Origin of the sequence: Lentzea sp. CA-135723, assembly GCF_050936595.1 — a bacterium.
Taxonomy (GTDB): domain Bacteria; phylum Actinomycetota; class Actinomycetes; order Mycobacteriales; family Pseudonocardiaceae; genus Lentzea.
On sequence record NZ_JBNJMK010000001.1, the window covers coordinates 7,556,972 to 7,577,474 of the forward strand.

The following is a 20,503-nucleotide window of genomic DNA, read 5'->3' on the forward strand; positions in this document are numbered from 1 at the left end:
CTCAGCCCACCTCCGAGCGGAACGACGGGCCCCGGGTCCCTGCCGAGGCGCACAACTCCTGCCACACCTGCTGCATCGACGCGGACGGCTTCGCGACCGCCACGCCCCAGCCCGCGCCCGCCAGCAACCGCCGGGCGTCCTCCGGTTCGGGGGCGGCCTGGTCGGTCCCGCCCGCCCACGCGTTCACGTCCAGCAGCACCGCGAGACTGCGGGTGCCGCGCGGCCGGTACCGGATCAGCTCCTCCGCCGACGCCGGCGACAGCGCGCCCAGCACCGCGATGACCTCCTGGCCCGCGCCGGGGTCGGTGCCGCCGCTCAGCTCACGGCGGTGCGAACCCTGCAACGCCGCGAGCGAGTCCAGCACCACGTGGTCGCTGTGCCCGCCGTCGGACGACCCGCCCGCGAGCACCCGCCCGTCCTCGGAGACCAGGCGGACCTGGTGCCCGAAGTGGTGCAGGTGCAGGCAGATCGACGCGGAGAACGAGATCGCCCACTCCAGCGACGCCGTCGGCCCGCTACCGCGGTGCGCGTGCACCCGGTGGTCGATCAGCACCGTCGTGCCGCCGCGCCACGGGCGTTCCTCGACGCGCACCATCAGCTCGTCGCGCCGGGCGGTCGACCGCCAGTGCACCTTCCGCAGGTCGTCGCCCTGCCGGTACGGCCGCACGACCGCGTCGTCCTCGCCCTGGCCGGCCCGCAGCCGCACCGAGCCGTCGTCGCCCGCGCCCATGCCGGACCCGCCGGGCAACCCCGACAGCCGCACCACCCTGGGCACCACGACCAGGCGGGACCGGCCGGCGAGCTCGCGGTCGAACTCAGCGAGGCCGAACGGGTCGGTGATCCGCGCCATCAACGGCCCGACCTGCTGGATCCCGCGCATCACCGGCTTGAGCGGGTAGCGCAGCGACGTCGGCGTGTTGCGCGGCAGCCGTTCGACGAGGAACCGCGGCCGCGCGCCCAGGGCGTACGGGACGGTGTCCTCCAGCATCAGCCCGCCCGTGGGCAGCCTGCCGGTGCTGCGCAGGTCGAGCTTCACCTCCGACGCGGCGCCGACCGGCACCCGGCTCGGCGCGAGGTACCGGGCGGCGTGCAGCCCCACCCGAGCCCTCGTCGCGAGCCACGCGGCCAGCAGCGGCAGCGCGATCACGAAGGCCGCGACCCTCAGCAGGTCGCGCTCGTTCAGCACGGCGGCGCACACTCCGGCGGCGAACCCCGCGGCCAGCAAGCATCTTCCGCGCGTGGTCAGACCGGAGAGTGCGGTGCGCATCGTTAGCGTGGCGTCCCTGCGTTGTTGTTGTTCATGCTGCGGACGAACGCCGCACTCGGGTCCAGCGCCGCCGTGGGCACCGGCACGCGCTGCAGGAGCGCCCTGATCAGCTCGGCGGGGTTGCGGCGGGCGGCCTGCGCCTCCGCCGTCAGCACCAGCCGGTGGGCCAGCACCGGGATCGACACCGCGTGGATGTCGTCCGGCACCACGAAGTCACGACCGGCCAGCGCGGCCTGCGCACGGGCGGCCCGCACGAGGTGCAGCGTCGACCGCGGCGAGGCGCCGAGGCGGAGCTCCGGCAGGCGGCGCGTCGCCGAGACCAGCTCGACCGCGTACCGGCGGACCTCCGGCGACAGGTGCACCCGGCGCACGGCCTCGATCAGCCGCAGGATCTGCGCGGCGTCCGACACGGGCCGCAGGTCGTCGAGCGGGTTGTGGCCCGCGTGCTCGTCGACCATCGCGAGCTCGGCCTGCGGGTCCGGGTACCCGACCGACACGCGCGCGGTGAACCTGTCGCGCTGCGCCTCGGGAAGGGCGTAGGTGCCCTCCATCTCGATCGGGTTCTGCGTCGCGATCACCATGAACGGCGACCCCAGGGGGTACGTGTTGCCGTCGACCGTGACCTGGTGCTCCTCCATGCACTCCAGCAGCGCGGACTGCGTCTTGGGGGAGGCGCGGTTGATCTCGTCGCCGACGACGATGTTCGCGAAGATCGGTCCCGGCCGGAACTCGAAGTCGTTCTCCTGCCGGTTGTAGATCGACGAGCCGGTGATGTCGCTCGGCAGCAGGTCGGGCGTGAACTGCACGCGGCTCACCGTGCAGTCGATCGAGCGGGCAAGCGCTTTCGCCAGCGAGGTCTTGCCGACACCCGGCACGTCCTCGACCAGCAGGTGCCCCTCGGCGAGCAGCGTCACCAGGGCGAGGCGGACCACGTCGGGTTTGCCGACGAGCACCCGCTCCACGTTGGCGGCGATCCGCTGGACGGCGCCGTGCAACTCACCCAGAACCTGATCGACCGGCGCGTGACTGTTCGCGCTTGGGCTTCCCGGCGTCACTAAACCTCCAGCAGCCGTGTCCGGAACACGGACGTGTGAGCGTTTCACGCAGTGTGTCAAACCACGGCTAAGTGCCCTACACCTGCGGGCTCAATCGGGTTCGCGCCACTAGTTTCCACCTTCCCCCACCGTCTTGTCGTCACACGGCGTTTTCCCGGAATTTTCTAGGCCGTTCGAGTGCTTAATCGCGGCTGAACCCTCACCCGCCACGGTGGTGCCGCACGAGTTCCCCCACCGTCCCCCCACCCCGCCCCACAGCTTCTACCAGCACAAACGAGTTTTCGCATGCTGCGTAAACACCTGTTTCAACGTTGACTGTGGTGAAAAGTGGGGTACTGTGGCGGCCGGTGGGGCAGACGGGGGCTCCACTGCCGGTCTCGTCGCCCGGCAAGGGAGGTGTCTGCCGTGTTCCTCGGCACTCACTACCCGCGCCTGGACGACAAAGGTCGGCTGACACTGCCTGCGAAGTTCCGGGACGAACTGGCGGGAGGTCTCATGGTCACCAAGGGCCAGGACCACTGCCTGTACGTGTTCCCCCGGGCTGAGTTCGAGCAGATGGCGAGGAAGGTCGCCGAGGCGCCGTTCACGAACGACGCCGTACGCGCCTACCAGCGTTATCTGTTCGCGGGCACGGACGAGCAGCGTCCGGACGGTCAGGGCCGCGTCCTGATCGCACCGGAACTGCGCCGGTATGCCGGGCTGACCAAGGAGTGCGTGGTCGTCGGCGCGTTCACCAGGTTGGAGATCTGGGACGCGCAGGCCTGGCAGACCTATCTCGACGAGCACGAGGACGGCTACGCCACCGCTCGCGAGGAGGTCATTCCGGGCGTCTTCTGATAGCGGTCAGCCGAGCAACAGGCCGGATGTTCCACACGCGATTCGGGTGCCGTGAGGCCTCGGTCCGCTCGACTATCGGCCCTGGCGCACCTTCCCCGGCGCCAGGTTCTACGGGCGGGCGGGGACCTGACGTCACCCGAAACGCGCATTACGGGGAGTAGAGGGACATGGATCAGCCGCGGCACGTTCCGGTGCTGCTGGACCGCGTCCTGGAACTCTTCGCTCCAGCGCTCGAAGGCAAGCCCGCCGTCGTCGTCGACACGACGCTCGGCATGGGCGGCCACTCCGACGCGCTGTTGAGCGCGCACCCCGACCTCACGCTCATCGGGCTCGACCGCGACCCGCAGGCCATCGAGATGGCCGGGAAGCGGCTCGCCCGCCACGGCGACCGGGTCAAGCTCGTCAACGTCACCTACGACCACATCGACGAGGCCGTCGAGGACCTCGGCTACTCGCGTGTGGACGGTGTGCTGATGGACCTCGGCGTGTCGTCGTTGCAGCTCGACGAGGAGGAACGCGGGTTCGCGTACTCCAAGGACGCCCCGCTCGACATGCGGATGTCCAAGGGCACCGGCATGACGGCGGCGGACGTGCTCAACACGTACTCGCACGGCGACCTCGCCCGGATCCTCTCGACCTACGGCGAGGAGCGGTTCGCGGGCAAGATCGCCTCGGCGGTGCTGCGGGAGCGCGACAAGGAGCCGTTCACGAACTCCGGACGCCTGGTCGAGCTGCTCTACGCCGTCGTGCCCGCGGCCTCGCGGCGCACCGGCGGGCACCCGGCCAAGCGGACGTTCCAGGCGTTGCGGATCGAGGTCAACGGCGAGCTGGAGTCGCTGCGGCTGGCGTTGCCCGCCGCACTGGGCGTGCTCGGCGTCGGCGGCCGGATCGTCGTGGAGTCCTACCAGTCCCTCGAGGACCGGATGGTGAAGCAGGCGTTCGCGGAGCTGGCGAAGTCGAAGACGCCGCCGGGGCTGCCGGTCGAGCTGCCGGGCCACGGACCCGAGGTCAGGCTGCTCACCAAGGGCGCCGAGCTCGCGAACGAGCAGGAGATCGAGGACAACCCTCGTGCGGCGCCGGTGCGCCTGCGCGCGGCGGAGCGGATCGGAGAACCGAGATGACGGCACCCGCACGCGTCGGCGGGCCGTCGCCGCGCGACCCGTCCAAGGCGTCGAAGGACAAGGCCGAGCAGAAGGACAAGGCTCGCCGGCGCTCGGCAGGAGCGGAGCGCGCCTACGCCCGCCGGGCCCAGCGCGCCCAGAACCTGCGGGGTGGCACGGCCGCGCCGCAGCAGAAGGTCGCGTCCAAGGCGCCGTTCGTCGTGCTCGTGATGCTCGTGCTCGGCGCGGGCGTCGCCGGGATCATGTACTTCTCCACCCAGGCCGCCGCCGACACCTACCGCCTCCAGGAGGCGCGGGCGGAGGCGGAGCGGCTGACGTTGCAGATGGAGCAGCTGCGCCGCGAGGTCGCGCTGCTGGAGTCGCCGACCGACCTGGCCCGCCGCGCGGGCGAGATGGGCCTCGTGGAGCCGGTGAACCCGGCCAGGCTGCGGCAGAACCCGGACGGCTCGATCGAGGAGTTCGGCAAGCCGAGCCCGGCTACCAAGCCGGCACCGCCACCCCCGCCGTCCTCGGAGAGCCCGGCGCCGCCGGCCGGCCAGACGCCTCCCGCAGGTCAGACGCCTCCCGCGGGCCAGACGCCGCCTGCCGGTCAGACACCTCCGGCGGGCGGCTGAGATGCCGGGTCCGCAGACCAGGGGACCGCGCCGCCCGTTGTCCGTGCGCGGCTCCAAGCCGGCCACGCGGCTGGGCGGCAACAGCAGGGTGCGCATCGCCGTCGGCCGCATCCTGCTGATCGGCGCGCTGCTGATCGCGGGCGTCAAGCTCGTGCAGGTGCAGGGTCTGCAGGCGGCGGAGCTGTCGCAGCAGGCGCAGAAGCAGCGCACGACGCCCATCGACATCCCCGCCGAACGCGGTTCGATCCTCGACCGCAACGGCAACCAGCTCGCGTTCTCGATCGAGGTCCGCGCGCTCTACGTGCTGCCGCAGCGCGCCCGCAAGACGTGGGACGAGGCGCACGCGAAGGACGCGAAGAAGTACCCCGGGACCTACGAGGACCACGCGCGCGAGATCGCGAAGTTCATGTCGTCGACGCTCGGCTCCGAGGTCAACGGGGAGAAGACCGACGAGGAGTCGATCTTCCAGCAGCTCGTCCAGGACGTCACCTACGAGGTGCTGGTCAGCGAGGCCGAACCGGCCAAGGCCGCGAAGATCGTCGAGAAGTTCCCGTCGGACATCGGCTCGGAGTACCGCTCCAAGCGCATCTACCCGAACGGCGACCTGGCGTCGAACATCATCGGCGCGGCCAACTGGCGCCAGGACGAGAAGCCGCCGACCGTCCAGGGCATCCTCGGGCTGGAGAACGCGCAGGACAACGTGCTCGCCGGCCGCACGGGCCGCCGCGTGGTCGACACGATGTCGGGCGACGACACGCTCGTCATCCCCAACACCGAACGCGAGCTCGTGAAGCCGCAGCCGGGCAAGAGCCTGGAACTCACGATCGACATCGACACCCAGTACGCCGTCCAGAGGATGGTCAGCGACTACGCGAAGAAGTCGGGCGCGAAGAACGCCTCCGCCGTCGTGCTGGACAGCCGCACCGGCGAGATCGTCGCGATGGCCAACGACAAGACGTACGACCCGACGGACTTCGGCAAGGCCACCGAGGACCAGAAGCGCAACACCGCCGTCGCCTACAGCTTCGAGCCCGGCTCGGTGAACAAGATCGTCACGGCCGCCGCCGCCGTCGAGTACGGCCTGTTCAAGCCGGACGACGTGCTCCAGGTGCCGGGGTCGATCAAGGTCGCCGACCGGACCATCCGCGACGCCTGGAACCACCCGACCGTGCCGATGTCGTTCACCGGCGTGTTCGCGAAGTCGTCGAACGTCGGCACGCTGCTCGCCGCCCAGGAGGTCGGCCAGGAGCGCTACGCCGAGATGCTGCAGAAGTTCGGTCTCGGCCGCCGCACCCAGTCCGGCGTGCCCGCCGAGGAGGCGGGCCAGGTCCCGCCGCTCAACCAGTGGTCCGGCTCGACGTTCGGCAACCTGCCGATCGGCCAGGGCCTCTCGATGACGTTGCTGCAGATGACCGGCATGTACCAGGCCATCGCGAACGACGGCGTGCGCATCCCGCCGCGGCTGGTCCGCGCCGAGATCGGCGAGGAGGGCGCGCGGTCGGAGAAGCAACGGCCCGACGGCGTCCGGGTGGTGTCGGCGGAGACCGCGAAGACCGTCAGGAGCATGTTCCGCTCGGTCACCCAGTCCGACCCGCGCGACGCGAACCAGAACGGCACCGGCAAGCAGGCCGCGCTGCCCGGCTACCAGGTCGCCGGCAAGACCGGCACGGCGCAGCAGATCGACCAGAACTGCAAGTGCTACTCGCAGTCTCAGTACTGGATCACCTTCGCGGGCATCCTGCCGGCGGACAACCCTCGCTACGTCGTGGGGATCATGCTCGACGCGCCCACCGGCACCCAGTTCAGCTCGTCGGCGGCGCCGCTGTTCCACGACATCGCGACGTTCCTGACGCAGCGGTTCCAGGTGCCGATGTCGGTCGAGCAGACGCCGTTCGTGCAGCTGCAGATGTGAGTCCCGGGCGTGACCTGGGCCACGCCCAGGCATGACAACAGGACAGCCCAGAGTTATCCGTTAATTTTCTGTCGTAATAAGACGCATTTCATCACGTCTAATGCTCCGAAACCGGAGTCAGCAAGGCGAGATGGGGTTTGCCGTGCGTTCTTGCAGTGCCGCGATCTTGGCGGGTGTCCTGGCGGTGACGATCATCCCCGCAGCTCAGGCTGATGAGGACGAGTGGACCGCCGAATCTTTTTGGCTCCACATGAACAGCACGCCGACCAGTGAAAAAATGATCTACGAAGAGGCGCAGCGACGTTCTTACGTCGTTCTGAACGCCTGGGAGAAAGATCTTGCGGCGAAGTTCAAGGCGGCCAACCCGGAGATCCGGACCTTCGTCTACAAAGATCTTTCCTCCACGCGTGCTTACGCCTGCGAGAACGGCGTCGACGACGCCGACCTCCCCACCGGCGTCGGCTACTGCGCGGCCGACCCGTCGTGGTTCCTGACCGACGCCTCGGGTGATCGATTCGAGTACGACGGCTACGAGGGCCACTGGCAGATGGACGTCGGCAACGCCGAGTACCAGAACGCGTGGGCCGACAACGTCGTGAAGTCGTCGTCCGGCGCGTTCGACGGCGTCTTCATGGACAACGCCCTGTTCGCCTGCGACACCTACCACGACGGCGTGTGCCCCGCGAAGTACCCGACCGACTCCTCGATGCGGGACGCCTACCGCTCGATGCTCGCCAACACTCGGCAGAAGTTCGTGGACGCGGGCCTGCTGACCGTCGCGAACATGTCGAACGCCCGCCTGCACGAGGGCGCTTGGGACAGCTACGTCGAGCACCTCGACGGCGGCTTCGACGAGTGGTGGCTGACCTTCGGCGACTCCGACCTGCTCAGCGAGTACGAGCAGGGCTGGAGCCGGCAGGTCGAGCAGATCACCGCCAACGAGGCCAAGGGCAAGATCACCTGGGTCCAGCCGCACCACAGCGGCGCCGAGCAGCCGTTCCGCTACGCCTTCGCCTCGTACCTGCTGGCCAAGGGCGAGCACGCGGCGATCTCCGAGATCCAGCACACGGACCGCTACGACAATCCGTCGCTGTGGCGCACCGAGTACGACTGGGACCTCGGCGACCCGCTCGGAGAGCACTTCGAGGTCGCGAGGAACGTGCACCAGCGCGACTTCGAGTGCGGCACGGTGATCGTCAACGCCAACCGGACCGGCAGCGCGCCGATCACCGTCCGCCTCGCCGCCACGCAGCTCAACGAGCACAACGCCCCGGTCACGTTCGTCGCACTGCCCGGCACGACCGGAACGGTGCTGCGCAAGGCCTGCTAGTCCTTGGTGGGCTCCGCGCGCGCCACCAGCACCGGGCACGACGCGTGGTGCAGCGCGGCCCGCGTGACCAGCCCGACCCCGTCGTGCTGTCCGCCGCGACCCACCACGACGAGGTCGGAGTCCAGCGACGCCATGGACTCGTGCGGGTGCCGTGCCTCCACCCGCACCTCGGGCGTCAGCTCGGGAGCCGTGGTCCGCAGGAACAACACGGCCCGGCGCAGCGCGGCCTCGTCCCGCGGCGCCGACGAGTCGTGCTGCGCCGGGAGATGGATGTGCAGCAACCGCAGCCGCGCTCGGCGGGTGCGGCAGAGCTCGACCGCGCGCCGCAGCACGACCGGGTCCTCGCACCCGCCGACGGCAGCGGTGACCCAGCCGTGTTCGCCGCGGATCGCCTCAGGACGTCCGCGCACCACCACGACCCCGCACCGCGCGCGGCGCAACACCGGGAGGACGAGGGACCCCAGACCCAGGCCGCGGTGCTGTTCTCCCTTGCACCCCAGGACCAAGGTCGCGCTCGAGTCCGACGCCCCCACCAGTGCGGCCACCGGGTCGTCGCCACTGGGGCGGAAGTGGGCGGTGAGCATCGGCAGCCGTTCCAGGACCTTCTGGACCGTCGTGTCACCGGGATCCGCGAGGTACACCTGGAGGTCCGTCCGGAGCGACCACGCGTGCCGCGCGGCCCACTCGAACGCGTGGTACGCGAATTCGGACGTGTCCACCCCGACCGTCACGGACCTGCTGAAATCCGGTGCCCAGAAGGAGAATCTCCTGGGTTCCACCGCCGTGCGAGTTCTCATCGCCGCCTCCTGCCGCGCTCTACCTCACCGCAGCCGCACCAGTGCCCACAGGGCCGGAAGTCCCAAGGCGGGCAGGAACTTGTTCGGCCGGACGGGCTCGCTCACGCAGACCAGCGGACGAGGCCACCCGAACGGCGCAGAGCCGTCGTGTGGCCCCACCCCGGTCGCAATTGCATTGGTGGGCAATGGAAAATGAATCGGAGGTGCGGGATCGCGGAATGCTGACCGGCCGGAAGTACCGGCTCGCGTTCACTCGCGAGCAGGCGTAGTTCGCCGACTTGATCGGGGACGTGTGCCGGGCGGTGTGGAACACGGGCCTGGAACAGCGCCGTGAGTACGGTCGGCGTCGCAGTTGGATCAGCTACCAGCAACAAGCTGCCGAGTTGGCCGATGCCAAGCAGGAACACGCTTGGCTGAAGAGCGCACCGTCACACGTACTGCAGCAGGCGCTGCTGGACCTTGATCGAGCGTGCCGTGCGCACGGCACGCGGCGGGTCGACGGGCGTACGAAGTCCGGGTGGTCGCCTTCTTTCCGGTAGCGGTTGCGTGTTCGGACGGGACGATGCACGACCGGCGCTTCCGCACTGATGAGGAGCAGCGTCGTTACATCAGACTGCAACGGCGCCTCGCCCGGCAGGAGCGCGGCTCGGCCAACCGCAGGAAGACCACCGCGATGATGAGCCGGATCAAGGGGCGCGAGAAGAACCGCCGGCGGGACTTCGTTCGTCAGATCGCTCATCGCCTCGCCACCGACCACAGCCTGGTCGTGCTCGAAGACCTCAGGATCCGCGACATGACAAGGGCTGGCACCAGTTCGAGTTGGCCGTGCGTGCTGCGGCCCGGTACACGGGAAGCCGTGTGCTGAAAGTTCCCGCGGCCTACACGTCGCAACGCCGCTCAGCGTGCCGCGCAGTGGATCCGAAAAGCCACGAGAGCCAAGCGGTCTATCGGTGCACCACCTGGAGACCTGGGGGCGACCCGGTCTGTGAAGCAGGAACCAGCGGGGCGTCGTGAGGCGGTACCGCACCGGTCAACGTCAGCGTTGATCGAATCCCGTGGTCATGGCCTCGGGAGGACGCCAACATCACCCGTTCGCCAACGCGCCGCTCGGCCACTCCGCGCAGGCCGGTAGCCTCTCGCCCGTGCCTGCCAAGCTCGAGGGCAAGGTCGCGACCGCCCCGCCCCGCCCCACTGCCATCCGCCCTGCTTCCGTGGCTGCTCTCGCCGCGGTCGCCGACGTGCACCTGACCAGGCCGGCGCATGCCGACGTCCAGGTGACAGGGGTAACTCTGCGTGCTCAGCACGTGGTCGCCGGAGACCTCTACGCCGCGCTGCCGGGCGCGCACGTCCACGGTGCCGACTTCGCCGACCAGGCGATCGCCAACGGTGCCGTCGCGGTGCTGACCGACGAGGCCGGCGCCGCGCGCGACGCCCTCAAGGACGTGCCCGTGCTGATCCACCCGCGTCCGCGCGAGGTCGTCGGTCTGCTCGCCGCGCACGTCTACGGGCAGCCGTCGCAGAAGATCAAGCTGTGGGGGGTCACCGGCACGTCCGGCAAGACCACCACCACGTACATGATCGAGTCGGTGCTGCGCGCCGCCGGGAAGCACACCGGCCTGATCGGCACGGTCGGCACCCGCATCGGCTCCGAGCAGCTCGGCAGCTCCCACACCACGCCCGAGGCGCCGGACCTGCAGGCGTTGTTCGCGGTGATGGCCGAGCGCGGCGTCACCGACGTGGCTATGGAGGTGTCGAGCCACGCGCTGCACATGGGCCGCGTCGCCGCCACCGAGTTCGAGATCGGCGCGTTCACGAACCTCAGCCAGGACCACCTCGACTTCCACGCCGACATGGAGGAGTACTTCCAGGTCAAGGCGCAGCTGTTCGACGGCCGCGCGCGCCGGGAGGTCGTCTGCGTCGACGGCGAGTGGGGCCCGCGCCTGGTCAAACCCGGCACCGTCACGGTCGCGAGGACCACGGACGCCGACTGGACCGCGAGCGACGTCGAGGTCAGCGCGACCGGCGAGCAGACCTTCACCGCGCACGGCCCGGACGGCGACCTCCGCGTCCACCTGCCGCTCGCGGGCAGCTTCAACATCACGAACGCCCTGCTGGCCATCGCCTGCCTGCACCTCGAAGGCATCCCGGCCGACGCCATCGCCGAGGGCCTGAAGAACGTCCAGGTGCCCGGCCGCATGCAGCGCGTCGACGAGGGCCAGGACTTCACCGCCGTCGTCGACTACTCGCACAAGCCCGCCGCCGTCGCGCTCGCGCTGGACGCGGTCAGGGCCAAGACGGACGGCCGGGTGATCATCGTGCTCGGCTGCGGTGGTGACCGGGACCGCGCCAAGCGCCCGCTGATGGGGGAGGCCGCCGCGCAACGGGCCGAGGTGTTGATCATCACCGATGACAACCCGAGGAGCGAAGACGCGTCCTCTATTCGGGCCGCCATGCTCGAAGGCGCGCTCGCCACCGCGAACCGGGGCGAGGTGCTGGAGATCGGCGACCGGAGGCTCGCGATCCGCAAGGCCGTCGAGCTCGCACATCCGGGTGACGTCGTGGTCGTGGCGGGCAAGGGACACGAGACGGGACAAGAGATCGCCGGCGTGATCCATCCGTTCTCGGACGTCGAGACGCTGACCGCCGCGATCAGAGAGGCGCACCGTTGATCGCACTCACGCTCGCCGAGATCGCGGAGATCGTCGGCGGACGGTTGCACGCGACCGATGGCAGTCCGGTGGTCACCGGCACCATCGAGTTCGACACCCGCAAGGTCACCGAGGGGGGCCTGTTCCTGGCGCTGCCGGGGGAACGCGTGGACGGCCACGACTTCGCCGCCCAGGCCGTGGCCTCCGGTGCCGCCGGGGTGCTGGCGGGCCGCGAGGTCGACGCGCCGTCGGTGATCGCGCCGCCGGTGCAGACCAGGCACGCCAACGCGTACGTGCTCGCGGGCGACACCACCGGCGAGGGCGCGGCGGTGCTCGAAGCGCTGGCCAAGCTCGCCCGGCACGTCACGGACCGGCTGAAGGACCTCACGGTCGTCGGCATCACCGGCTCGGCGGGCAAGACGTCCACGAAGGACCTCATCGCCCAGGTGCTGAGCCCGGTCGGCGAGACCATCGCGCCGCCGGGTTCGTTCAACAACGAGCTCGGCCACCCGTGGACCGCGCTGAGGGCCACCGAGGACACGAAGTTCCTCGTGCTGGAACTGTCCGCGCGCGGCATAGGCCACATCGCGAACCTCTGCGAGATCGCGCCGCCGAAGTTCGGCGCCGTGCTCAACGTCGGCACCGCGCACCTCAGCGAGTTCGGCTCGCGCGAGGGCATCGCGCAGGGCAAGGGCGAGCTGGTCGAGTCCCTGCCGGAGGACGGCGTCGCGATCCTGAACGCCGACGACCCGCTGGTCGCGGGCATGGCGAGCCGCACGAAGGCCAAGGTCGTGCTGGTCGGCGAGAGCCCGAACGCGGACGTGCGCGCCGTCGACATCGAGCTGGACGAGCAGGCCCGCGCGAGCTTCACGCTGAAGACCGCGCACGGAGAGGCCCGCGTCCGGCTCACCCTGAACGGCGAGCACCAGGTCGGCAACGCCCTGGTCGCCGCCGCGATCGCCCTCGAGCTCGGCGCCACGCCGGACGAGGTCGCGCAAAGGCTGGGCGCCGCGGAACGGGTCTCCGCGCACCGCATGGTGATCACCGAACGCGCGGACGGCGTGACGGTGATCGACGACGCGTACAACGCGAACCCCGACTCGGTGCGCGCGGCGTTGAAGTCGCTCGCCTCGATCGCGCGCGCCACGACGCCCGCCCGCCGCAGCTGGGCCGTCCTCGGCCCGATGGCGGAACTGGGCGACGACGCGGTGCGCGAGCACGACGAGATCGGCCGCCTGGTGGTGCGCCTGGACATCAGCAAGCTGGTCGTGGTCGGTGACCCGGCCCGCGCGATGCACCAGGGTGCCCACCTGGAAGGATCTTGGGGAGACGAATCCGTCCTGGTGCCGGACGCGGACGCGGCCATCGCGTTGCTCTCTGGGGAAGTCCGGCCCGGTGACGTAGTGCTGGTCAAGGCATCCAACGCCTACCGCCTGTGGCGCATCGCCGAGGCCCTGCTGGAGGCAGGAACCAAGTGAAGAGCATCCTGATCGCGGCTGCGATCGCCCTCGCGGTGTCGATCCTGCTGACGCCTTACCTGATCAAGGTCTTCTCCCGGCAGGGCTTCGGCCAGGAGATCCGCGAAGACGGTCCGCAGCACCACAAGACCAAGCGCGGCACGCCGACCATGGGTGGTCTCGCCATCCTGGTCGCGATGTGGGCCGGCTACCTCGGCACCCACCTCGTGAACTCGATGTCGGCCTCGGCGTCCGGGCAGACCCCGACGGCGTCCGGCCTGCTCGTGCTGATGCTGACGACGTCGCTGGGCCTGGTCGGCTTCCTCGACGACTTCATCAAGATCCGCAAGGCCCGCAACCTCGGCCTGAACAAGACGGCGAAGCTGGTCGGCCAGTTCATCGCGACCATCACGTTCGCGGTCCTCGTGCTCCAGTTCCCGAACAAGGAAGGCCTGACGCCCGCGTCGGTCAACCTGTCGTTCGTGCGCGACATCCCGGTGGTCTCGTTCGGCGTCATCGGGTTCATCGTCTTCTGCTACGGCATGGTCGCCGCGTGGTCGAACGCGGTGAACCTGACCGACGGCCTCGACGGCCTCGCCGGTGGCTCGTCGGCGATGGTGTTCGGCACGTACGTCGTCATCTCGTTCTGGCAGTTCCGCTACAACTGCTCCAGCTACGCCGTGGCCGGGTGTTACGACGTCCGCGACCCGCTGGACCTCGCCGTGATCGCCGCCGCGGCGATGGCGGGCTGCATCGGCTTCCTCTGGTGGAACGCCGCTCCGGCCAAGATCTTCATGGGTGACACCGGGTCGCTCGCGCTCGGCGGTCTCGTCGCCGGTCTCGCGATCGCTACCCGCACCGAGCTGCTGATGATCGTCATCGGTGGTCTGTTCGTGGTCGAGGCCCTGTCGGTGGCGTTGCAGGTCGCGGTCTTCCGCACCTCACGACGGCGCCTGTTCCGCATGGCCCCGTTCCACCACCACTTCGAGCTCGCAGGCTGGGCGGAGACCACGGTCATCATCCGGTTCTGGTTGATGGCCGGTATCTGCTGCATGTTCGGGCTCGGCGTGTTCTACAGCGAGTGGCTGACGGGCGGTTTCTAGGGTTATGACCAAGCTGGCTGGTTCGAAAGTGCTGGTCGCCGGTGCTGGAGTGACCGGCCGGTCCGCCGCGGAGGCGTTGCTCGCGGCGGGCGCCGAGGTCGTGGTGACGGACTCGTCACCGGAACGCCTCGGCGCGTTGGAGACGCTGCTCGAAGGCGTGGAACTGGTGCCCGGCCTGGTGGAACCCCCGGCCGGCATCTCCCTCGTCGTCACGAGCCCCGGCTGGCAGCCGTCGAGCCCGCTGCTCGCGGCCGCCGCCTCCGCGGGCATCGAGGTCATCGGCGACGTCGAGCTGGCGTGGCGGATGGGCACCGAGCTGGCCGATCCGCCGGTGTGGCTCGCGGTGACGGGCACCAACGGCAAGACGACGACCGTCGGCATGCTGGAGTCGATCCTGCACGCCGCCGGCGCCGACGCCGTGGCCTGCGGGAACGTCGGCCTGCCGGTCGTCGACGCGCTGCTCGCGGGCCGTCGCGTGCTCGCCGTCGAGCTGTCGAGCTTCCAGCTGCACTGGGCGCCCTCGGTGCGTCCGCAGGCGGGTGCGCTGCTCAACCTCGCCGAGGACCACCTCGACTGGCACGGCGGCATGGACGCTTACGCGCAGGCCAAGGCCGGGGTCCTCACCGGTGACGTGGCGATCGGCTGGCTCGAGGACGACCGCGTGGTCGACCTCCTCGAAGCCGCGCCCGCCCGCGACCGCGTCGGCTTCACGCTGGAGGAGCCCGAACCCGGACAGCTCGGCGTCCGCGACGGCTGGCTGGTCGACCGCGCGTTCGCCGACGACGAGCCGCTGATCGAGGTCGCGAAGATCCGTCCGGCCGGTCCTCCCGGGATCGCGGACGCACTGGCCGCCACGGCGCTGGCGCGCGCGTACGGCGTTCCCTCCGAGGCGGTGCGGGAAGGCCTGGAGGCGTTCGAACCGGCCGCGCACCGGGCGGTGCTCGTGACCGTGGACGCGGCGGACGTGAAGTACGTCAACGACTCGAAGGCGACCAATCCGCACGCCGCGGTGGCGTCGCTGCGGGCGTTCGACAGCGTCGTCTGGATCGCCGGCGGGCTGCTGAAGGGCGCGTCCGTCGAGGACATGGTCCGGACGGAGGCCCACCGGCTGCGCGCCGCCGTGCTGATCGGCCAGGACCGCGCGGTGATCGCGGAGGCTCTCGCGAAGCACGCGCCGGACGTCCCGGTGCGGTCACTCGATCTTGCTGACGACGAAGATCCGATGCTGACGACCGTGCGGGCCGCACAGGAGTTCGCGCAGTCCGGCGACACGGTCCTGCTGGCTCCGGCGGCGGCGTCGATGGACATGTTCACCGACTACGCACACCGCGGTCAGGCGTTCACGGACGCAGTGAGGGCCCTCACGGGCGGTCGGTAGGGTGCAAAGGGGGCGACACGCCCCAGGAATCCCCGTTCGAGCGCTTGACACAGGAGACGATGATCTGGTGACCGTCGTCGCCGACAAGCCGAAGAGCAAGCGGAAGGTTCGCCCCGCAGGCCGCGTCGCCTCGTTGCGCGGTGGCCTGACGTCGTGGCTGAGCCGCCCGCTCGCCGACTTCCACCTCCTGCTGGCGATCTTCGGCATGCTCACCGTGCTCGGCCTGGTGATGGTGCTGTCGGCGTCGGCGCCCGGACAGGTCGCGTCGGGCGTGTCCGCGTACAGCGTGTTCCAGAAGCAGCTGATCTACGTCTGCATCGGCGCCGTGCTGTTCTGGGTGATGCTGCGGTTCCCGTTGCGCAAGCTCCGGCACTTCTCGACGGCCGCGATGGGCATCGGCGTGGTGCTGCTGGCGCTGGTGCTGACGCCGCTCGGCGACGTGCGCGGTGGCGCGCGGTCGTGGTTCACGCTCGGGCCCGTCTCGTTCCAGCCGATCGAGGCCGTGAAGCTCGCGCTGGCGTTGTGGGGCGCGCACGTCCTGGTCACCAAGCGGGCGTTGCTGTCGCAGTACCGCCACCTGCTGGTGCCGGTCGTGCCGGTCGCGATGCTGGTGTTCGCGCTGGTCATGCTCCAGCCCGACCTCGGCGGCACGATCACGCTCGGCGTGGTGCTGGTCAGCCTGCTGTGGTTCGTGGGCGCGCCGATGCGGTTGTTCGGCGTGATCGCCGGTGGCGCGGTGGCGGGTGCCGTCGTGCTCGCGATCGGTGCCGCGTACCGGCTGCAGCGCGTGACGACGTTCCTCAACCCCGACGCGGACCCGCAGGGCGCCGGACTGCAGGCGCGACAGGCGATGTACGCGCTCGCCGAGGGCGGCCTGTTCGGCAAGGGGCTCGCGCAGGGCAGCTCGCAGTGGCGGTACCTGCCCAACGTCGAGTCGGACTTCATCTTCGCGGTGATCGGCGAGGAGCTCGGGTTCGTCGGGTGCGCGCTGGTGCTGGCGTTGTTCGGCGGCCTCGCCTGGGTCGGGCTGCGGGTGGCGTCGCGCAACACCGACCCGTGGATCCGGATCGTCGCCGCGACGCTGACGGTGTGGCTGGTCGCGCAGGCCGCGATCAACATCGGGTACGTCGTGCGGCTGCTCCCCGTCACCGGTCTGACGCTGCCGCTGATCTCCTCCGGCGGTACCTCGGTCGTCACGACGATGGTCGTGTTCGGCATCCTGGCGAACTGCGCGCGGCACGAGCCGGAGGCCGTTGTCGCGCTGCGCTCGCTCGGTCCTGGCCGGGTCGGTGGCCTGCTCAAGCTGCCGGCGCCCGAGGCGTACCGGCTGCCGGCGAAGCGCAAGCCGTCCCGTCCGTCCACTCCTCCGCGCGCACCGGGAAGGCGCACCGCGCAACTCCCGGTGGTCGACGAACGTCGTATGGCTGGACGCTCCGCTCCGCCTTCGGAGTACCGTCGCCGCGAATCGCGGCGGACACAGGGCCGTTCAGAGCAAGGCCGGTCGACCCGCGGTCGCGGGCGACACAACTGATCGATCAACTCACATTCGGGAGAAGTCTTGACCGGGCACCCTGCCCCCAGTGGTCCGTGCGTCGTGGTCGCAGGTGGTGGCACCGCGGGTCACATCGAGCCGGCACTGGCGCTGGCCGACGCGGTCATGCGGCTGCGACCGGACGCGCGTGTCGTCGCGCTCGGCACCGAGCGCGGCCTGGAGAACAAGATCGTGCCCGCGCGGGGCTACCCGCTGGAGCTGATCCCGCCGGTGCCGATGCCGCGCAAGCCCACCCTCGACCTGCTGAAGCTGCCGCTGAACGTGCGCGGCGCCGTGAAGCAGACGCGGGAGGTGCTGGAGCGCGTGGGTGCGGACGTCGTCGTCGGGTTCGGCGGCTACGTGGCGCTGCCCGCGTACCTGGCCGCACGGGGCCGCGTGCCGATCGTCGTGCACGAGGCGAATGCCAAGGCCGGTCTCGCGAACAAGGTCGGCGCGAAGTTCGCCGAGCACGTCGCGGCGGCCGTGCCGGACTCCGGCCTGACCGACGCGCAGATCATCGGCATCCCGCTGCGCCAGTCGATCACGTCCCTGAACCGCGCCGCGCTGCGCGCCGAGGCCCGCCAGTTCTTCGGCCTCGACCCGCACGCCCCGACGCTGCTCGTGTTCGGCGGTTCGCAGGGCGCGCGGTCGATCAACGAGGCCGTCGCGCCGGTCGCCGCCGAGTTCGCCCGCGCGGGCGTCGGCGTGCTGCACGCGTACGGGCCGAAGAACACCGTTGCCGTGCAACAGGTTCCTGGTCGCCCGCCGTACGTGCCGGTGCCGTACCTGGAGCGGATGGACCTCGCGTACGCCGCCGCGGACGCCGTGCTGTGCCGTTCGGGCGCGATGACCGTCGCCGAGGTGTCGGCGGTCGGCCTGCCCGCGGTGTTCGTGCCGCTGCCGATCGGCAACGGCGAGCAGGCGCTGAACGCCGGCCCGGTCGTCTCGGCGGGCGGCGGCATCCTCGTGCCCGACGAGGAGCTCACGCCGCAGAAGGTCGCGTCGCTGGTCGTGCCGCTGATGGCGGACCGCGAGCGGCTCGCGCACATGTCCCGCGCGACGCTCGGCACCGGCCGGCGTGAGGCGGACGAGGTCCTGGCCCGCACCGTTCTGGATGTGATCAAGAAGTGAGTCTCGAACGCGTTCACCTCGTCGGCATCGGCGGTGCCGGCATGAGCGGCATCGCCCGCATCCTGCTGGCGCGCGGCGTGCAGGTGTCCGGTTCCGACGCCAAGGACTCGCGGACCGTGCTGGCGCTGCGGGCGCAGGGCGCGCGGATCGCCGTCGGCCACGACGCCTCGAACCTGGACCAGCTCGTCGGCGGCCCGACCGAGGTCGTGGTGTCGACCGCGATCAAGGACTCGAACCCGGAGTACGCGGCGGCCCGCGAGCGCGGCATCACCGTGCTGCGCCGGGCCGAGGCGCTTGCCGCGCTGATGGAAGACCATCGCGTCGTGTGCGTCGCCGGTACGCACGGCAAGACGTCGACCACCTCGATGTTGACGGTCGCGTTGCAGCACTGCCGCGTTGACCCGTCGTTCGCCATCGGTGGTGACCTGAACGAGTCCGGCGCCAACGCCCACCAGGGCACCGGCGGCGTGTTCGTGGCGGAGGCGGACGAGTCGGACGGCTCGTTCCTGTTCTTCTCGCCGTCCGTCGCCGTCGTGACGAACGTGGAGGCCGACCACCTCGACCACCACGGCACCGTGGAGGCCTACACGGCCGTGTTCGACTCCTTCCTGGAGCGCATCACGCCCGGTGGCGTCCTGGTGTCCTGTGTGGACGATCCGGGTGCGGCCCGCCTGATCGCCGAGGCCCGTGCGCGCGGCATCCGCGTGCGCGAGTACGGCCGGGCCGGTGCGGACGCGAAGCTCGTCGACTACAAGCCGTTCGAGTCGGGCGGCCTCGCGTCGGTCGAGATCGACGGCGTGCCGGTCGAGGTCCGCGTCGCCGTGCCGGGTGAGCACATGGCGTTGAACGCGATCGCCGCGCTGCTGGCGGGCCTGGAGATCGGCGCCGACCAGACCGGGCTGCTGGAGGGGCTCGCCGCGTTCGGTGGCGTGCGGCGGCGGTTCGAGTTCAAGGGCCGTGGTGGTGGGGTGTCGGTCTACGACGACTACGCGCACCACCCGACGGAGGTCGACGCGCAGCTGCGTGCCGCCCGTCCGGTGGCCGGCGCGGGCCGCGTGGTCGTGGTCTTCCAGCCACACCTCTACTCGCGCACCCGCACGTTCTCCACGGAGTTCGCCGCCGCGCTGTCGCTCGCGGACGAGGTCGTGGTGCTGGACGTCTACGGCGCCCGCGAGGAACCGGAACCGGGCGTGACCGGCGCGTTGATCGCCGACCAGGTCACGGCCTCGGTGCACTACGAGCCGTCGTTCGACCGCGTGCCCGCCCTGGTGGCGTCGCTGGTCCGCGACGGCGACCTCGTGGTGACCATGGGCGCGGGCGACGTGACGATGCTCGGCCCCGAGATCGTCAGCGCGCTGTCATGAGCGCACCGGTTCGCGGCAGGTCCACGCGAGTTCGCCCCGCGAACCGGAGACCGAAGAGCGCCGAGTACCGGGCGCGGCGCAGGGTCATCCTGCGCCGCCGCCTGGTGGCGCTCCTGACAGTGCTGTCCGTGGCGGCACTGGCCTACTGCGTCTTCTTCACGCCGCTGCTCGGCGTGGCCCAGGTGGACGTCCGCGGCAACGTGGCCCTCACCGAGGACGAGGTCCGCGCGGTCGCCGACATCGAGCCGGGCTCGCCCCTGATCCGGCTGGACCTGCAGGAGATCCACGACCGCGTAGCCGGCATCCCGCGCGTCGCCGCAGTGGAGGTGGAACGCCAGCTCCCCGGCACCGTCCGGCTGCTGGTCACCGAACGCGTCCCGGTCGGCTCGGTGAAGCTGCCCGACGGCTTCCACCTCGTCGACTCGACCGGCAAGGACTACGCGGTCGTCCCGGCGGCGGCCCCCGGCGTGCCCGAACTGGTGCTCACGCTGCCGTCGTCGTCGGATCCCGCCACCCGCGCCGTCGTCGGCGTGGTGAACGAACTGCCGGAGAAGCTGCGGCCCGACGTGGTGTCCGTGGCGGCGACGACCGGTGCCGACGTGAAGCTGACGCTGACCGGCGACCGAGTGGTGAAGTGGGGCAGCGCCGAGAACACGCCGCGCAAGGCGGCCGTGCTGCTCGTGCTGCTGACGCGGCAGGGCCTGGTGTTCGACGTGTCGTCGCCGGACCTCGCGACGGTGTCCTAGCCGAGCGTCAGGTGGAAGCCCTGGCTTTCGGCTTCCTGCTGCGACTTCCAGATGACGCCGCGATCGGTGCGGAACCGATCGCGCGTCACGGCTGTGGCTTTGTCCCGGCGTTCACCTCTGCCGGTGACGTCGGGTCGGCTGCGGTCCTTCGGTTCGTGCGGCTAGCGGCGCGGTGCCGGCGGGCGGGACGGCGTCGGGTAGCGGCGGGTTCT

At 70.5% G+C, this 20,503-nt stretch carries 18 protein-coding genes; 15 read left to right on the forward strand and 3 right to left on the reverse strand.

The window, feature by feature from the left end; genetic code table 11:
* Position 1: 1 nt before the first annotated feature.
* Positions 2-1,267, reverse strand: coding sequence for a DUF58 domain-containing protein (locus tag ACQEU1_RS35465; protein ID WP_433211003.1), 1,266 nt, complete (start codon positions 1,265-1,267; stop codon positions 2-4).
* A gap of 2 nt (positions 1,268-1,269) precedes the next feature.
* On the reverse strand, positions 1,270-2,322 hold the full coding sequence (locus ACQEU1_RS35470; protein ID WP_433211006.1) for an AAA family ATPase: 1,053 nt from the start codon (positions 2,320-2,322) through the stop codon (positions 1,270-1,272).
* Positions 2,323-2,727: 405 nt separating this feature from the next.
* Between ACQEU1_RS35470 and mraZ the strand changes: the two genes are divergently transcribed.
* From mraZ to ACQEU1_RS35495, 5 genes are all read left to right on the forward strand, one after another.
* Positions 2,728-3,159: a division/cell wall cluster transcriptional repressor MraZ gene (mraZ, locus tag ACQEU1_RS35475; protein WP_394616373.1), complete on the forward strand. Its 432-nt coding sequence runs from the start codon at positions 2,728-2,730 to the stop codon at positions 3,157-3,159.
* A gap of 167 nt (positions 3,160-3,326) precedes the next feature.
* On the forward strand, positions 3,327-4,280 hold the full coding sequence (gene rsmH, locus ACQEU1_RS35480; RefSeq protein WP_433211009.1) for a 16S rRNA (cytosine(1402)-N(4))-methyltransferase RsmH: 954 nt from the start codon (positions 3,327-3,329) through the stop codon (positions 4,278-4,280).
* Positions 4,277-4,894 (forward strand): hypothetical protein, encoded by a 618-nt coding sequence (locus tag ACQEU1_RS35485; RefSeq protein ID WP_433211012.1) that lies wholly within the window; start codon positions 4,277-4,279, stop codon positions 4,892-4,894. Before rsmH ends, ACQEU1_RS35485 begins: the two co-directional genes overlap by 4 nt.
* A gap of 1 nt (position 4,895) precedes the next feature.
* Positions 4,896-6,806 (forward strand): peptidoglycan D,D-transpeptidase FtsI family protein, encoded by a 1,911-nt coding sequence (locus ACQEU1_RS35490; RefSeq protein WP_433211015.1) that lies wholly within the window; start codon positions 4,896-4,898, stop codon positions 6,804-6,806.
* A gap of 277 nt (positions 6,807-7,083) precedes the next feature.
* Positions 7,084-8,136, forward strand: coding sequence for a putative glycoside hydrolase (locus ACQEU1_RS35495; RefSeq protein ID WP_433211018.1), 1,053 nt, complete (start codon positions 7,084-7,086; stop codon positions 8,134-8,136).
* Here the strand turns inward: ACQEU1_RS35495 and ACQEU1_RS35500 are convergent.
* Entirely contained in the window at positions 8,133-8,933 is an 801-nt protein-coding gene (locus ACQEU1_RS35500) for a universal stress protein (protein ID WP_433211021.1), read from the reverse strand. The genes ACQEU1_RS35495 and ACQEU1_RS35500 overlap by 4 nt on opposite strands.
* 517 nt (positions 8,934-9,450) lie before the next feature.
* Between ACQEU1_RS35500 and ACQEU1_RS35505 the strand changes: the two genes are divergently transcribed.
* From ACQEU1_RS35505 to ACQEU1_RS35550, 10 genes are all read left to right on the forward strand, one after another.
* Entirely contained in the window at positions 9,451-9,798 is a 348-nt protein-coding gene (locus ACQEU1_RS35505) for a transposase (RefSeq protein ID WP_433211024.1), read from the forward strand.
* Positions 9,792-9,947 (forward strand): hypothetical protein, encoded by a 156-nt coding sequence (locus ACQEU1_RS35510; RefSeq protein WP_433211027.1) that lies wholly within the window; start codon positions 9,792-9,794, stop codon positions 9,945-9,947. The genes ACQEU1_RS35505 and ACQEU1_RS35510 overlap by 7 nt, the downstream gene beginning before the upstream one ends.
* 47 nt (positions 9,948-9,994) lie before the next feature.
* Positions 9,995-11,602 carry a UDP-N-acetylmuramoyl-L-alanyl-D-glutamate--2,6-diaminopimelate ligase gene (locus ACQEU1_RS35515; protein ID WP_433211030.1) on the forward strand — a complete coding sequence of 536 codons (1,608 nt, stop codon included), beginning with the start codon at positions 9,995-9,997 and terminating at the stop codon, positions 11,600-11,602.
* Positions 11,599-13,059: a UDP-N-acetylmuramoyl-tripeptide--D-alanyl-D-alanine ligase gene (locus ACQEU1_RS35520; protein WP_433211032.1), complete on the forward strand. Its 1,461-nt coding sequence runs from the start codon at positions 11,599-11,601 to the stop codon at positions 13,057-13,059. Before ACQEU1_RS35515 ends, ACQEU1_RS35520 begins: the two co-directional genes overlap by 4 nt.
* Positions 13,056-14,141 carry a phospho-N-acetylmuramoyl-pentapeptide-transferase gene (gene mraY / locus ACQEU1_RS35525; RefSeq protein ID WP_382444667.1) on the forward strand — a complete coding sequence of 362 codons (1,086 nt, stop codon included), beginning with the start codon at positions 13,056-13,058 and terminating at the stop codon, positions 14,139-14,141. The genes ACQEU1_RS35520 and mraY overlap by 4 nt, the downstream gene beginning before the upstream one ends.
* A gap of 4 nt (positions 14,142-14,145) precedes the next feature.
* Positions 14,146-15,519 carry a UDP-N-acetylmuramoyl-L-alanine--D-glutamate ligase gene (murD, locus tag ACQEU1_RS35530; RefSeq protein WP_433211036.1) on the forward strand — a complete coding sequence of 458 codons (1,374 nt, stop codon included), beginning with the start codon at positions 14,146-14,148 and terminating at the stop codon, positions 15,517-15,519.
* A 67-nt stretch (positions 15,520-15,586) separates the two neighbouring features.
* Entirely contained in the window at positions 15,587-17,050 is a 1,464-nt protein-coding gene (ftsW, locus tag ACQEU1_RS35535; protein WP_433211039.1) for a putative lipid II flippase FtsW, read from the forward strand.
* Between the two features lie 27 nt (positions 17,051-17,077).
* Positions 17,078-18,181, forward strand: coding sequence for an undecaprenyldiphospho-muramoylpentapeptide beta-N-acetylglucosaminyltransferase (gene murG / locus ACQEU1_RS35540; RefSeq protein ID WP_433211042.1), 1,104 nt, complete (start codon positions 17,078-17,080; stop codon positions 18,179-18,181).
* A gap of 41 nt (positions 18,182-18,222) precedes the next feature.
* Positions 18,223-19,545 (forward strand): UDP-N-acetylmuramate--L-alanine ligase, encoded by a 1,323-nt coding sequence (gene murC, locus ACQEU1_RS35545; RefSeq protein WP_433211989.1) that lies wholly within the window; start codon positions 18,223-18,225, stop codon positions 19,543-19,545.
* A complete protein-coding gene (locus ACQEU1_RS35550; RefSeq protein ID WP_433211045.1) occupies positions 19,542-20,291 on the forward strand; it encodes a cell division protein FtsQ/DivIB in 750 nt (249 codons plus the stop codon). The genes murC and ACQEU1_RS35550 overlap by 4 nt, the downstream gene beginning before the upstream one ends.
* Positions 20,292-20,503: the final 212 nt, after the last annotated feature.